Source organism: Stenotrophomonas sp. yr243, assembly GCF_900184195.1.
In the GTDB taxonomy this organism is placed as follows: domain Bacteria; phylum Pseudomonadota; class Gammaproteobacteria; order Xanthomonadales; family Xanthomonadaceae; genus Stenotrophomonas; species Stenotrophomonas lactitubi.
Genome location: NZ_FXWT01000003.1, coordinates 16608 through 31063, shown reverse-complemented (window position 1 = coordinate 31063; position 14456 = coordinate 16608). Strand labels below are relative to the sequence as shown.

General features: G+C 65.2%; 10 protein-coding genes. 5 read left to right on the top strand and 5 right to left on the bottom strand.

Going from position 1 to position 14456, the window contains the following annotated elements:
* Window positions 1-118: 118 nt before the first annotated feature.
* Complete coding sequence (locus QOL57_RS12870; protein ID WP_089236342.1) at window positions 119-2224, top strand: M13-type metalloendopeptidase; 2106 nt, start codon at window positions 119-121, stop codon at window positions 2222-2224.
* A gap of 310 nt (window positions 2225-2534) precedes the next feature.
* Complete coding sequence (locus QOL57_RS12865; RefSeq protein WP_089236343.1) at window positions 2535-4541, top strand: M13 family metallopeptidase; 2007 nt, start codon at window positions 2535-2537, stop codon at window positions 4539-4541.
* Between the two features lie 131 nt (window positions 4542-4672).
* Here the strand turns inward: QOL57_RS12865 and QOL57_RS12860 are convergent, their stop codons facing one another.
* Window positions 4673-7702, bottom strand: a complete 3030-nt coding sequence (locus QOL57_RS12860) for a TonB-dependent receptor (RefSeq protein ID WP_089236344.1) — start codon at window positions 7700-7702, stop codon at window positions 4673-4675.
* Here QOL57_RS12860 and QOL57_RS12855 point away from each other — a divergent pair.
* Window positions 7701-7928, top strand: coding sequence for a hypothetical protein (locus tag QOL57_RS12855; protein WP_141134213.1), 228 nt, complete (start codon window positions 7701-7703; stop codon window positions 7926-7928). The genes QOL57_RS12860 and QOL57_RS12855 overlap by 2 nt on opposite strands.
* Window positions 7929-8021: 93 nt before the next feature.
* On the opposite strand, the gene QOL57_RS12850 is transcribed toward QOL57_RS12855, so the two are convergent.
* Window positions 8022-9677 carry an SDR family oxidoreductase gene (locus QOL57_RS12850; protein ID WP_089236345.1) on the bottom strand — a complete coding sequence of 552 codons (1656 nt, stop codon included), beginning with the start codon at window positions 9675-9677 and terminating at the stop codon, window positions 8022-8024.
* A 125-nt stretch (window positions 9678-9802) separates the two neighbouring features.
* On the opposite strand from QOL57_RS12850, the gene QOL57_RS12845 reads away from it, so the two are divergent.
* Window positions 9803-10285 (top strand): VOC family protein, encoded by a 483-nt coding sequence (locus QOL57_RS12845; protein ID WP_089236346.1) that lies wholly within the window; start codon window positions 9803-9805, stop codon window positions 10283-10285.
* Window positions 10282-11868 (top strand): NAD(P)/FAD-dependent oxidoreductase, encoded by a 1587-nt coding sequence (locus QOL57_RS12840; protein ID WP_089236347.1) that lies wholly within the window; start codon window positions 10282-10284, stop codon window positions 11866-11868. The genes QOL57_RS12845 and QOL57_RS12840 overlap by 4 nt, the downstream gene beginning before the upstream one ends.
* Window positions 11869-12009: 141 nt before the next feature.
* On the opposite strand, the gene QOL57_RS12835 is transcribed toward QOL57_RS12840, so the two are convergent.
* From QOL57_RS12835 to QOL57_RS12825, 3 genes are all read right to left on the bottom strand, one after another.
* Complete coding sequence (locus QOL57_RS12835) at window positions 12010-12684, bottom strand: rhomboid family intramembrane serine protease (RefSeq protein ID WP_089236348.1); 675 nt, start codon at window positions 12682-12684, stop codon at window positions 12010-12012.
* Window positions 12685-12777: 93 nt separating this feature from the next.
* Window positions 12778-13206, bottom strand: a complete 429-nt coding sequence (locus QOL57_RS12830) for an MGMT family protein (RefSeq protein ID WP_244900647.1) — start codon at window positions 13204-13206, stop codon at window positions 12778-12780.
* On the bottom strand, window positions 13113-14033 hold the full coding sequence (locus tag QOL57_RS12825) for a DMT family transporter (protein ID WP_089238033.1): 921 nt from the start codon (window positions 14031-14033) through the stop codon (window positions 13113-13115). Before QOL57_RS12825 ends, QOL57_RS12830 begins: the two co-directional genes overlap by 94 nt.
* Between the last annotated feature and the right edge of the window lie 423 nt (window positions 14034-14456).

Here is a 14456-nt window from a genome sequence, read left to right as displayed (position 1 = left end):
CCCCTTGCGCCCGGCCATGACCTTCGACACCCTTGCAGTGCGGGCCGGCGGCGTATTGTTCGGCCCACGGCCGTCACCACGGCCCTTCCCTGACTCACTCGGCCTGGAGGCCATTCAAGTGACCCGTACTCCCAAGATCGTGCTGCTGACCCTGGCCGTTTCGGCCGCGCTGGTCGGCTGCGGCAAGAACGAAACCCCGGCAAAGGATGCCACCGCCTCCACGCCGGCCGCGGCCGACGCCGCCACCACCTACAAGCTCGACGAGAGCAAGCTGCCGGCCTACAACGCCTTCCAGGCCGGCGACCTGGACAGCAACCTGGACGCCTGCAACGCCTTCGGTGACTACGTCAACGGCAAGTGGCTGGCCGCCAACGAGATTCCGGGCGACCGCACCAGCTGGGGCGCCTTCACCATCCTCGACGAGCGTTCGGTGGCCGTGCAGCACCAGTTGGCCGAGCAGGTCGCGCAGGTCAAGAACCCGGCCGGCATCGAGAAGATCGTCGGCGACCTGTGGGCCACCGGCATGGACGAAGCCAAGGTCAACGCCCAGGGCATCGAGCCGCTGAAGGCCGACCTGGCTGCGATCGATGGCCTGCAGGACAAGGCCGCCATCGCCAACTACCTGCGCACCAGCGCCGCCAAGGGCGAGAACGTGCTGTTCGGCTTCGGCGCCGAAGCCGACTTCAAGAACTCGGCCGTGAACATGGCTTACGCCAGCCAGGGCGGCCTGGGCCTGCCGGACAAGACCTTCTATACCGACGCGTCCAAGGCAGACAAGCTGAAGGCCTACCAGGCCCACGTGGCCAAGGTGCTGGAGCTGTCCGGCGTCGCCGCTGCCGATGCTGCCAAGCAGGCTGAAGAAGTCGTCAAGTTCGAGACCCGCCTGGCCAAGGCATCCAAGTCCAGCGTCGAGCTGTCGCGCGATGTCTCGCTGTACTACCACCCGGTCAGCCTGGCCGAGGCCGATGCGCTGACCCCGAACTTCAGCTGGACCGAGTTCTTCAAGTCGCAGAACGTGGCCGCGCCGGAGAAGTTCTCGCTGGCCATCCCGGCCTTCCACCAGGAAGTGAGCAAGGCGCTGGGCGATACCGATCCGTCGGTCTGGCGCGCCTACCTGCGCTTCCACACCGTGGACAGCGCCTCGCCGTACCTGGCTGATGCCTTCGTGCAGGAAAGCTACGAGTTCTACGGCAAGACCCTCAATGGCCAGAAGGAACAGAAGCCGCGCTGGAAGCGCGTGCTGGGCACCATCGAGAGCGACGCCGGCGAAGCCTTTGGCCAGCTGTACGTGAAGGTCGCCTTCTCGCCGGAAGCCAAGGCGAAGATGGAAGAGCTGGTGAAGAACCTGGCCGCCTCGCTGAAGGAACGCATCCAGGGCCTGTCCTGGATGAGCGAAGAGACCAAGGCCAAGGCCATCGCCAAGTGGGAAACCTTCACTCCGAAGATCGGTTACCCGGACAAGTGGCGTGACTGGTCGGGCCTGCAGACCAACCGCGACAGCTACCTGGGCAACGTGCGCGCGGCCACCGCGTTCAACTACCAGTACAACCTGGCCAAGATCGGCAAGCCGGTGGACAAGACCGAGTGGGGCATGACCCCGCAGACGGTCAATGCCTACTACAACCCGCTGCAGAACGAGATCGTGTTCCCGGCCGCCATCCTGCAGCCGCCGTTCTTCGATGCCAAGGCCGACGACGCGCTGAACTACGGCGGCATCGGTGCGGTCATCGGCCACGAAATGACCCACGGTTACGACGACCAGGGCAGCCGCTTCGGGCCGACCGGCAACTTCGAGAACTGGTGGACCGAAGGCGATTCGAAGAACTTCGCTGGCCTGACCGGCAAGCTGGTCAAGCAGTTCGATCAGTACAAGGTTGACGGCCAAGCCGTGAACGGCCATCTGACCCTGGGCGAGAACATCGCCGACCTGGGTGGCCTGGCCACCGCCTACGACGCACTGCAGAAGGCATCGGCCGGCAAGGAAGACGCGAAGATCGATGGCTTCACCCGCGATCAGCGCTTCTTCTTCAACTGGGCCACCGTGTGGCGCACCAAGTACACCCCGGAAAACGCCAAGGTCCGCCTGGCGACCGACCCGCATGCGCCGGCGCAGTTCCGTGCCATCGGTGCGCCGTCGAACCTGCCGACCTTCACCGCGGCCTTCCAGTGCAAGCCGGGTACGCCGATGTCGCGCACCGGCGACTCGCAGGTGGTGATCTGGTAAGCCACGGCTGAGGCCACGGTTTGCCTGCAGAGGCCCGGGATTTCCCGGGCCTTTGTTTTTTTGCGGCGCCAACCATCCACGCGTGGCGTGGATCTACTGCCGCCGGCGCTGGCCCAAGCCGTTGATGGATGCCTACCGTGGTCGGCGCATGGCGCGAAGGAACCACCGTGACGCGTGCATCCCGCGCCCATGCCACCCACCCGGTAGCGCCGGGACATGCCCGGCGGATGCACCGTGACGCGTGCATGCCGCGCCCATGCCCAGCTTGCTATAGTTCGCCCGCCCTCAATCCATCACGGATTCGTTCTACATGCCCAACTTCCGTCCGCTAGCCATCGCCCTGGGCATCAGCCTGGCGACCCTGGTTCCGACCCACGATGCGTTCGCCGCCAAGAAGAAGGCCGCACGCGCCCCGGCCGTCAGTGCGCAGTGCAGCGATTTCTACGACGCCACCAACGCGGGCTGGCTGAAGGCCAACCCGGTGCCGCAGATCGGTGCCGCCACCGCGTTGGGCCAGCTGGTCGACCGCAGCCGTCAGCAGCAGCGTGAACTGCTGGACGCCTCGATGAAGGCGCCGCAGGGCAACGTGCAGAAGCTGCTGGGCGACTTCTGGGCCAGCGGCCTGGACGAAGCTGCAGTGGAGGCCGATGGTTCCAACCCGATCGCGCCGTTGCTGACCCGCATCAACGCGATCAAGAAGGCCAAGGACATTCCCGCCTCGATCGCCGCACTGCACCAGGTCGGCATCCCGGTGGCCTTCAACTTCGGTCCGGACGTGGACCTGAAGGCACTGGACCGCCACATCGGTTACTTCATGCAGGGCGGCATGGGCCTGCCTGATCCGGCCTTCTATACCCGCACCGACGCCGACACCGTCGCGCTGATGGGCCGCTACCGCAACTACGTCAAGCAGATCCTGGCACTGACCGGCACCCCGGCGGCCAAGCTGGACGCCGAGTCGCAGGCGGTGATCGCGCTGGAAACCGAACTGGCCCGCAACGCGCAGTCGCTGGCGGGCATCAACAACCCGTTCAACAACTACGCGCCGATTTCCACAAAGGACCTCAACAGCCGCTATCGCAACCTGCAGCTGGATGCGTTCCTGAAGGCACAGGGCGTCAACGATGACCTGGTGTCGCTGGCCGATCCGGCGCTGTTCAAGCAGCTCGACGGCATGGTCAGCAAGCTCAAGCCGGACCAGTGGAAGGCCTACTTACGCTGGCGCGTGGGCGACTCGATGGCGCCGTACCTGTCCAAGGCGTACCGCGATGCGGAGTTCGAGTTCCGTGGCCGCGTGCTGCGTGGCGAGACCCTGCCGCCGCAGCGCTGGGAAAGCGTGCTGGACGCAATCAACGTGGCCGCTGGCCCGATGGTCGGCCGCGAATACGCCGCACGTTACCTGTCCGCCGAAGACCGTCGCCAAGCGGCGTGGATCGTCGACAAGGTGCGTGAAGTGCAGATCGAGGCGGTCAAGAACAACAGCTGGATGAGCGCCGAGGCCAAGACCGAAGCGCAGGCCAAGCTGGCCGCGTTGAAGATCGAAATCGGCACCCCGCTGCGTGACCTGGACTACAGCGTGCAGCCGATGGGCCGTGGTTCGTTCGGCGGCAACATGCTGATCGCTTCGACCTGGCGTCACCGCGAGGAAATGAAGCGCATCGGCAAGGGCAACGCCGACCGCCGCTGGGACGTGCTGCCGCAGCAGCCGTCGCTGGCCTATGACCTGGCGCAGAACCGGCTGATCGTCACCGCCGCGATCCTGCAGGGCCCGGTGTTCAACGCCAAGGCCGATGCCGCCGACAAGTTCGGCAGCTTCGGCGGCCTGGTCGGCCACGAGCTGACCCGCGCGATCGACGCCAAGGGTGCGCTGGTCGATGCCAAGGGCGAACTGCGCAGCTGGTGGAGCCCGGCCGACAAGACCGCCTGGACCCTGCTCGGCAGCCGTGTCGCCACCCAGTACGGCGGCTACGAGTTCCCCGGCGTGAAGGGGGCCAAGGTCAACGGCACGCTGACCCAGGAAGAGAACCTGGCCGACATCGCCGGTCTGGAACTGGCCTGGGCCGCCTACACCGCGCAGGAGCCGAAGGCCAAGCCGGCACAGCAGCAGGGCTTCTTCCGCGCCTGGGCCGCGCTGTGGCCGCAGCAGTTGTCGCCGAACGAGGCCGCACGCCGCCTGACTGCCGACATCCGTGCACCGGGCCGCTGGCGCACCAACGGCCCGTTGTCGAACCTGCCGGCGTTCGGTGCCAGCTTCAGCTGCAAGCCGGGCCAGCCGATGCAGCGCACCGACGCCGAGCAGATCAAGGTCTGGCGCTGAGGTTGATGCGATAGCGGTAACGGAAAGGGCGCCTTCGGGCGCCCTTTTCTGTTGAGTGCGCATTGGAAAAAGGCCCTGAAGGATCAGGGCCAAGCCAACCCATGCGGAGAGTGAGCCGCTATGCGCGCAGGTCAGAAATCGTACGAGGCGGTCAGGCGAACCGTACGCGGCGGCGTGAAGTGGGTTCCCATACCGTAGAGATTGGAAACCGTATCCGGACTTGTCTGGTACGTCGCCGTCGACTGCAGCTGACGGCGCTGGTTGAGTACGTTGAAGACGTTCAACCCCAGGCCAAGGCGGTTGTCCGCAAACGCTGGCCGGTACAGCACCCCCATGTCCAGCTGCGCCGTCCACGGCTGCCGGCCGGCATCGCCGGGGCGTGACGGTTCGCCGTTGCAGTAGTGGTACGCCGAGCCATAGCCATGCGCCGGATCGCTCTGGTCGCTTCCGTAGTAGCCCAGGCAGTTCTTGGGCATGCCGGACATCACACGCACGGTCGCCGAGGCGGTCCACTCGTCATTGATCTGATACGCACCGAATGCCTTCAACTGATGCCGGCGATCATTTGCGAGGTAGCCACCGGCATACTCCATCAGCGACACCGCATCCCAATCCTGGGTTTTGGAAACATCATCCTGACCGATATCGGACCTCACCTGCCCTTCGGTGTTGCCGAAGCTGCGCGACCAGGTGTAGTCAAGGCGCGCGTACCAGCGCTCGGACATCGGGTGTTCGATGAACAGATCAACCGCGACGTAGTCGCGCTTGGCCTTCTTGCCGTCGTAGCCCCAATCGGACGCGCTCATGCTGACCGGCGTATAGCCGGACCCATCGCGATGGCGCACCTGGAACGTATTGGTCTGCCCCGGGTTGAAGATCACGCAGCCGGGGAGCTCGTACGTATCGGGATCCAGGCCCATGCCAGCGAGCCGGTCAGCGAAGCGCCCGGAATCACAGGTATCGTCGATGGCCGACTGCAGCCGGCGGAAGGTCAGTTTTGCGCCACTGTTCCAGGTAGTGCCCAAGGTTTTTTCGAAGCCCAGGATCAGCTCATCCTGGTACTGGGAACGCAGGTCCGTGGGCGCCACCGAAAGGGGATCCGGAGCTTGGCCGTACTCGTTGTTGGTTGATACCGGACCGTCGCCCAAAGGCGTCAGGCCCGTGGGATTGCCGTCGGCGTCAATGCCGGTATAGGTGAAGTATTCACGGGTGTAGGTCGACGCGGACGCACCACGGATGGCCACGCTGTTGGGCAATGCCAGGTAGTAGCGGCCAAGGTTGGCGAAGACCTTCAGCGATGCGTCACCGAACACATCCCAACTGGCGCCCAAGCGCGGCGCCCACTGGTCGCCACTTTTCACATACGCAAGCCCATCGCTGTTGTAGTTGGTGAAACGATCATTGCGCAGGCCCAGTGTCAGCAGCCACTCGGGAGTCAGCTGCCAGCGGTCTTCCAGGTAGTAGGCCTTCTGCTTCACCGACATGCTGGTGGTCGTGGAGAAGATGAACTTCTGCACGAAATAGCCATTGCCGCCCGGCGGTGCGATGCCGAGGCCGGGGTTGGGCGACGCATCCGGATTGCCGCGGGAGTAGATCCAGGCATGACCTGGGCCGGTCATGGACTGGCCTTCGTTGTTCGCCCAGTAGGCCATGTTGTCGATGCCGGCGGTCAGTTCGTGGTTACCGATGCGGTACTGCAGATCCATGCGTAGGCCCTGTGTCCTGCTGCCCGCATCGGGGGCCTTGGTATACAGGTCGGCCTGGTCGTTGCGGACCGGCGTTCCACCAATGAAGGACGGATCCTGGTTCCCGGCACCACTGATGTAGGGGTTGCCCGAATCCAATGGATTGAATTCCAGGTTGCCGACGCGCGTGCGCCCCCACACTGCGCTCAAGGTCAGGTCGTCGTTGAGATACCCGGTGTACTTGAAGATGTCGACATCGGTGCTAGCCTTGGTGGTGTTGGGGAAGGTGCCGGTGCGCCCCCCTTCGGCCAACGACGGGTATTCGAACTCCGTGTAGTACCCGCCATAGCGATCATTGTCCTGGAAGCGGGTGTATTCCAGCGTGTTGCTGTCATTGATGTTCCAGTCGATCTTGCCGTAGAACTTCGGTGTATCCACGCGGTAGTAGTTGCGGGCCTGCTGCGCGCTGGCTTCGCTGGCTGTGGAGATGCCTTCGCGCCGTTCGGACTCCGCCGCGAGATGGATGAACAGGCGATCCTCGATCAACGGTCCGCTGACATAGCCGCTGTAGCTGGTGGTGGTCGCCTTGTCTCCGCGACGGTAACGGTACAACGTGCCGGGCTTGGACTCGTTCTCGTAGGCATATCCATCCGGCAGGGCCATGTCGGGGTAGTTGACCGACGCCGGCGACTCGGCAAGCTCCGCCGGTGTCCACGTCACCTGGGCCCCGAACCGCCACCGGTTGGTGCCGCGTTTTCCCAGCTGGTTGATGACACCGCCGGTGGAGCGGCCATAGCCGGCGCCGTACCCGCCGGTGAAGGTCTCCTGCTGATCGATGGAACCATAGGGCAGGCTGATGCCGCCGAGGTTGCTCAGCGGGTTGGTGACATTGAAGCCGTTGAGGTAGTAGGCGTTCTCGGTAACGCTTGCGCCGCCGAACGACAGCACGGATCGCGAACCGTTGGAGAATTCACCGCTGCCGGCGACCACCCCCGGAGCCAACAGAGCGATGGCCTCGGCACTTCGGCCCAGCGGCAGCACATCCAGTTGCTCGGACGTGATGACGGACTTGGAGACCGTGTGGGTCACATCGATCTTCGGCAGGTTTGCTGCAGTGACGTTGACCGCGTCCAGCGTGGTGGCCGGGCCATGTGCGGCGAAGCTCACTTCGGTACCACTGCCCACGCGCAGCTGGACGTTGTCCTGCTGCTGGATGACACGGCCGTCGCGCTGCACGCTGACGCTGTAGCGTCCCACCGGCAACGCGCCAAAGCTGTAGCGGCCCTGTGCATCGATGGCTGCCGTCCGCCGCAGACCGCTGTCGCTCTGGGCGACAACGGTAGCGCCTTCGCCACCGGCGGCGGTGCCGTACAACGTACCGGTCGTGCTCTGTGCAGCAACGGCCCCAATGATGGAAAACAACACCGCCGAAAGCGCGCTGCGCTTCAACACACGATGCGTGGATGCAAATGCCATGAAGCTCTCTCCCGTGATGAAACTGACGGGGAGTTATAGGCACGCATGTCCCTCGCGAGGCAGTGCTGCAACACGCGATGAATCAGGGAAAAAGCGTCAGCAAGCGGGTGTCGACGACGCCTTTGAATCGGGCCAGACACCTGAAAACATGGGGATTTCAGCCAATCAGCGGCACCGTGGCGACAGCATCCGCAGCAGGACAACAGAGGTCACATACGTCACATGATCGCGGCCGATGCGTTGTGTTAAGCGTTCGATACGACAGCCCCGCGTTCTGGTTCCGACACTCATGGTGTATCCAGCGCTGCGCCGATACCCATCACTCCGCCCTCAACGTTCCCCGGTAATGCACGATCCGCCCCACCACTGGCGCGCCGATCTCCACGTCGAAGACAAAGCATCCGTCCTCATCACTCTCGAAACTGTTTTCCCCCGGCAACAGCCATTGCGGCAACGGCATGCCCAACAGCGACCAGCGTCGTGGCACCAGTTGCAGCCGCCCGTTGTCGACCAGCAGCGCCAACGCTACCGAGATCACGCCGAAGCGCTCGACCAGCAGCGCTTCGTTGCGCCCCTGCCCCTGCGTCTGCAACGAAGAGAAACGACGGCCGGCAAAGGTCCGCGTCCAGCGCTCGCCGCCCGCCTCCGGGGTAAACTCCACACTGACCGGCAGACTCTCGCCCGCCGCGGGAAAGCCGAACACCTTCCCCAGCAACCGCGACAGCAGTCCACGACCACGTTCGACCGATGCCGTGCCGCTCCAGCGCTTGGCTGCAGACGGTGCGTGCAACGCCTGTACGCTGGCCGGCAGTTGCGCGTATGCGCTGCCCAGCACGCGCTGGTACAGGCTGGCACCCGGCATGTCCCGACGGAAACCGGTGTGGATGGTGCGGCCTTCAAACAGGCGGTCGTAGTCGCTCAACTCCAGTGCATGCGTGGCCGCGCGCGCTCCGGGCGTCGGCCGATCACCGACCAGCTGCTTGCGGATCACCGCCTCGATCGCCATCGACGGAATGTACGGACCGTCATCGGCCTCGGCCAGCAGGTGCCAGCTCTGTTCGACGCGCGCGCCATCGCGGGTACCGACCGCACGTACGATCATGCCGCCGCGATGTTCGCCGAACTTCATCAGGTTCAATACGGTGTAGAACAACCGCGAACAAGGCTCCAGCGACGGTAATTTCAGGTGCAGGCGCGCCTTGGCCAGCAGGTTCAGCACGCGATGCAGGATTTCCGGCACCGGGCCAGCCCCCATCCAGATGTCGGTCATCGTCGGATGCTCGGGTGGCAGCACCTGCAGATCGGGCACATCCACCAGCGAGAAATGCAGGTTGCGCAGCGGCAGCCGCCCCGGCACCGCGACAGTAAAACGGCGACTCTCGGCCAGGCCGATGCCGTGCCCATCGCGACCATTGCGGCGCAGCTTCACCGGCGCACCGGCATAGCCGACGACCGCACGCATCACATTCAGACCAATGCCGGCATACGGCGATGGCGCGATGCCACCTTCCACGCTGACGATATCCATCTGCGTGGCCATCTCGCGCAGCACCGCGGCGGTCAGTACCGGGAAGCTGCTGACGCCCGACAGCACGTAGATGCCAGCCGCCCTGGCCTGTGCGTCGTACTGCGGAACGCCGAACACGAAGTCCGCCGCGTCGGCGAAGTCCAGATAATCAATGCCGGCGGCAATACAGGCTTCGATCGCGCCGTAGCGATATTCGCCGTAGTCCTGGAAAGGACCGGAGGCATCCACCACCAGGTCCGGCCGCTCGGCCTGCAAAGCCGCACCCAGCTGCTGCCGGTCAACCTGCAGTGGGCGCAGCTTCGATTGCCCGACATAGCCTGTGCAGAAGGCCTGCGCCGCCGCCAGGTTGCGGCCACCGATCAGCAGTTCCAGCATCGGCAGGTCCGCCAGCAAGCGGACCAGACGCCCGCCGAACACCCCATATCCACCCAGAATCAGGATCTTCACGCATCGTCCCTGTCGTGTCGTCTGCCCATGGTAGCGCGATGCCGTCAGCTACCGCAGTGCAGCACGATCCGGCATTAACACGACCCATGCTATCGCTGCGCCTTCGTCCACTGCGGAGCCCCACCATGGCTCACAAGAACACGATCTGCGTCTGGTACGACAACGGTGCGCTCGAGGCCGCCACGTTCTACGCAAAGACCTTTGCCGACAGTGAAGTAACCGCCGTGCATCACGCGCCAGGCGACTTCCCCGATGGCAAGCAGGGCGACGTCCTCACCGTCGAATTCACGGTCTGCGGTGTCCCCTGTGTCGGCCTCAATGGCGGCCCGACCTTCAAGCACAGCGAAGCGTTCTCGTTCCAGATTTCCACCGAGGACCAGGCCGAGACCGATCGTCTGTGGAATGCCATCGTCGGCAACGGTGGCCAGGAGAGCCAATGCGGCTGGTGCAAGGACCGCTGGGGCATCTCCTGGCAGATCAGCCCACGCATGCTGATCGAAGCGGTGACCAGCAAGGACAAGGCCCTGGCCAAGCGCGCCTTCAACGCGATGATGCCGATGAAGAAGATCGACATCGCCACCATCGACGCGGCGATCCGCAACGCATGACGACGTGGGACACGATCATCGTTGGCGGCGGCCACAACGGGCTGGTGTGTGCGGCGTACCTCGCGCGCGCGGGGCAACGAGTGCTGGTGCTGGAGCGCCGCGGTGTACTCGGCGGTGCGGCGGTCACCGAAGAGTTCCATCCCGGCTTCCGCAACTCGGTGGCCTCGTACACGGTGTCGCTGCTGCAGCCGAAGGTGATCGAGGAACTGCAGCTGCATGCGCACGGGCTGCGCATCGTCGCGCGGCCGGCCAACAACTTCCTGCCATTGCCTGATGGTCGCTACCTGCTGTCTGCACCGGGCCGCACCCAGGCGGAAGTGGCGAAATTTTCCGAGCGCGATGCGCAGGCGCTGCCCGCCTATGAAGCGCGCCTGGAAGTATTTGCCGACGTGCTGCGCGACTGGGCGCTGCGTCCGCCGCCCGACCTCGGGGTGACAGCTGGCTGGCGCGCGCTGCCCGCGCTGTGGCAGATGGGCCGGCTGGGGCGCGAGCTGGCCGCACTTGATCCTGCATTGCGGCAGGAACTGCTGGATCTGTTCACGCTGTCGGCCGCCGAATACCTGGACCGCTGGTTCGAGAGCCAGCCGATCAAAGCGCTGTTCGGTTTCGATGGCATTGTTGGCAACTACGCCAGCCCCTACACGCCAGGCAGCGCCTACGTGCTGCTGCATCACGTGTTTGGCCAGTGCAACGGGGTCAAGGGTGCCTGGGGCCACGCCATCGGTGGCATGGGTGCGATCAGCCAGGCCATCGCCGCATCCGCGCGTGCGGCAGGTGCTGAGCTGCGTGTCGATGCCGGCGTGCAGCGCCTGCTGGTTGAAGACGGACGCGTGGTCGGCGTCGCGTTGTCCGGCGGTGAGAGCCTGCGCGCACGTGCGGTGGTGGCCAACGTCAATCCGAAGCTGCTGTACGAACAGCTGCTGCAGCCTGCGCAGGTTCCCGCCACCACCCGCGAACGCATGGCGAACTGGCGCTGCGGCTCGGGCACGTTCCGGATGAACGTGGCGCTGTCGCGGCTACCGGATTTCCGCGCCCTGCCCGGCCCCGGCGACCACCTCAGTGCCGGCATCATCATGGCGCCCAGCCTGGATTACATGGACCGTGCCTGGCTGGATGCACGCCGCGATGGCTGGTCGCGCGAGCCGATCGTGGAGATGCTGATTCCGAGCACGCTGGACGACTCGCTGGCGCCACCCGGCCAGCATGTGGCCAGCCTGTTCTGCCAGCACGTGGCGCCGGAGCTGCCCGATGGCCGTCACTGGGATGACCACCGGGATACCGTCGCCGACCTGATGATCGCTACCGTCGATCACTACGCCCCCGGCTTCGCCGACAGCGTGCTCGGTCGACAGGCGCTTTCACCGTTGGACCTGGAACGGACGTTCGGGCTGATCGGCGGCGACATCTTCCACGGGGCGCTCAGCGCCAACCAGCTGTTCTCGGCACGGCCGATGGTCGGCCAGGCCGGCTATCGCGGCGCCCTGCCCGGCCTGTACCTGTGCGGAGCGGGCACGCATCCGGGCGGCGGGGTGACCGGTGCGCCCGGGCACAATGCGGCGCAGGTGGTGCTGCAGGACCAGTAGATCCACGCCATGCGTGGATGTGGGTACAACTCGCCGCCTGCATTACCCGCTGTTGGTAGGCGCCAACCTTGGTTGGCACAACGTGGCAGAGATGATTGCCAACCAAGGTTGGCACCTACCCGCGTCAAATGAGCCTGCGGCTCATTTGACGCTGCGCAGATGATTCGGGCGCTTCGGCGGGCCGGGGGGACGACGCTTGTTGAACGGCGGTTGGCCACGCCAGTAGCGGATCAGCAGCCAGCCGAACAGCATGCCGCCCAGGTGCGCGAAGTGGGCCACGCCCGGCTGCCAGCCGGTCATGCCCAGCACCAGCTCGCCGACGCCGAACAGGATCACGAACGTACGCGCCTTCATCGGAATCGGCGGGAACAGCAGCGTCACCCGCTGGTTGGGGAACAGCATGCCGTAGGCCAGCAGCAGGCCGAACACACCACCGGAAGCACCCAGCACCGTGGCCGGGTTCTCCAGCATCGTGCCGACCAGCAACTGGCACAGGCCGGCGCCGACAACGCACACCAGGTAGTAGATCAGGAAGCGCTTCTCGCCCCAGGTCTGTTCCAGCGGCGCGCCGAACATGAAGACAGCCAGCATGTTGAAGAACAGATGCCCGAAGCTGCCATGCAGGAAGCCGTAGGTCAGCAGCTGCCACGGCTGGAAGTTGCCACCCGGCGAGAACGCATCGAAGCCCTGCTGCAGCGGCTGCAGCATGAACGGTTCGAAGGTCTGCATGCCGAGCAGGAACGGCTGCTGCAGCAGGAACAGGATCGCGTTGGCGATCAACAGGGCCTTGGTAACGGTTGGCAGTCGCGGGAACATGGGGACACCGGCATGGAACGGCCTCCATCATAGCCGCAGCACCGGCCCTTTTTGACCCGAGCGGACGGTCGCCCGTTCAGTCGCAGGCAGCGATCAACCCGGTCCCCATACGGCGGCATCCAGCGCCGCCGCCGGGTCGACTGCGGGCATCCGCACCCGGCCGTTTTCCACGACGACACCCTCCGCACGCAGCCGCTGCGATTGTTCGCGCCAGCCGGCCGAACCTTCGGCCATGGCGATGCGCCCATCCGAGCGCAGCACCCGGTGCCAGGGCAGCGTGGGATCCTCATTCTGGCCGAGGATGCGCGCGGTCAGCCGGGCGCGTCCGGGCAGGCCCGCGCGCATTGCGACCTGGCCGTAGCCCATCACCTGTCCCGGCGGAATCGCATGGATCACCGCCAGGATGCGCGCACGCGCCTGCTCCGGTGTCAGCGGCGCAGCCGCGTCACCAGCAGTACGCCGAGCAGGACCAGCACGGTGCCGGCGATCTGCGCCGGCCCCATCGGTTCGTCGAGCAGCCATAGGCTCATCACGATGGTGGAAACCGGGCCCAGCATACCCACCTGCGCGGCCAGCGACGAGCCGACGCGCTGCACCGCCAGCATGATCGCCAGCACCGGCAGCACGGTGCAGACCGTCGCATTGATCAGCGACAGCCACTGCACGGCGGCGGGGGCCTGCCACAGCAATGGCAGTGGATGGGTGATGGTGAAATGCAGCAGCACCAGCACGCTGGCCACGCAGCTGGCGTAGGCGGTCAGACGAACTGCGCCGATACGGGCGACCACCTGGCCGCTGCCGAACAGATAGAGCGCATAGCTGAGCGCGCTGCCCAGCACCAGCAGGCTGCCGAGAATGATCTGCCCACCTTCGCGCTGCAGGTCATGGCCGAACGCGATCAGCACGCCGAGATAGCTGAGCACCAGCGCACCGATCTGCCAGCGACCCGGCCGCTGCCGCGCCAGCAGCACGTTGATCAGCAGCACCAGGGTCGGGTTCAAGTACAGGATCAACCGTTCCAGGGTCACGCTGATGTACTGCAGGCCCTGGAAATCCAGCAGGCTGGACAGGTAGTAACCGGTGAAGCCGAGCCACAGCACGCGTGCCCGGTCAGCCCAGGACAGTCGCTCCGCACGGCGCGACGCCCACACCGCCATCAGCGCGAACAGGGGCAGCGCCATCAGCATGCGCAGCGCCAGCAGCGTGGTGGCATCCACGCCATGGCGCAGCCCCAGCTTGACGATGATGGCCTTGCCCGAAGCGGCAACGGCGCCGATCGCAGCCAGGCCGATGCCGCCCAGAGCGATGCGCGGGGACGTGGTGGCGAGGCGGGGAGAAGAGGTAGACATCAGGAAGAAAACGGGCCGCACGGGCGGCTGGAAGGAGCCGGATTGCTTCCAATTGTCTCATGGCACTTCCGGGCGAACGACTCGATTTCCGTTCATGCCCACGGCAACCCCGGATCCACGCATGGCGTGGATCTACCGTGTCGACCAAGGTCGACACCCACCAACAGCAACACAGAACGCCGTTCCGACAGATCGCGGAAATCTGTCGAAGGCGGGGTGGGTCCGGTTGCGGGGGTGTCCGCGGCATGGATGCCGCGGCCAAGCCCCCACGGATGGGTTTACGGCGTCCCCCGCCACCGGACCCACCCCGCCATCCCACAGGAAGCACGCTTCTGCTGTTGCTTCTGCTGTTGCTTCTGCTGTTGCTTCTGCTGTTGCTTCTGCTGTTGCTTCTGCTGTTGCTTCTGCTGTTGCTTCTGCTGT

Coding starts and splice junctions, on each gene's coding strand:
- QOL57_RS12855 (WP_141134213.1), top strand. CDS start 7,701: ATGAAGCTCTCTCCCGTGATGAAACTGACGGGGAGTTATAGGCACGCA.
- QOL57_RS12845 (WP_089236346.1), top strand. CDS start 9,803: ATGGCTCACAAGAACACGATCTGCGTCTGGTACGACAACGGTGCGCTC.
- QOL57_RS12825 (WP_089238033.1), bottom strand. CDS start 14,033: ATGTCTACCTCTTCTCCCCGCCTCGCCACCACGTCCCCGCGCATCGCT.
- QOL57_RS12860 (WP_089236344.1), bottom strand. CDS start 7,702: ATGGCATTTGCATCCACGCATCGTGTGTTGAAGCGCAGCGCGCTTTCG.
- QOL57_RS12865 (WP_089236343.1), top strand. CDS start 2,535: ATGCCCAACTTCCGTCCGCTAGCCATCGCCCTGGGCATCAGCCTGGCG.
- QOL57_RS12835 (WP_089236348.1), bottom strand. CDS start 12,684: ATGTTCCCGCGACTGCCAACCGTTACCAAGGCCCTGTTGATCGCCAAC.
- QOL57_RS12840 (WP_089236347.1), top strand. CDS start 10,282: ATGACGACGTGGGACACGATCATCGTTGGCGGCGGCCACAACGGGCTG.
- QOL57_RS12830 (WP_244900647.1), bottom strand. CDS start 13,206: ATGGCTGCTCGACGAACCGATGGGGCCGGCGCAGATCGCCGGCACCGT.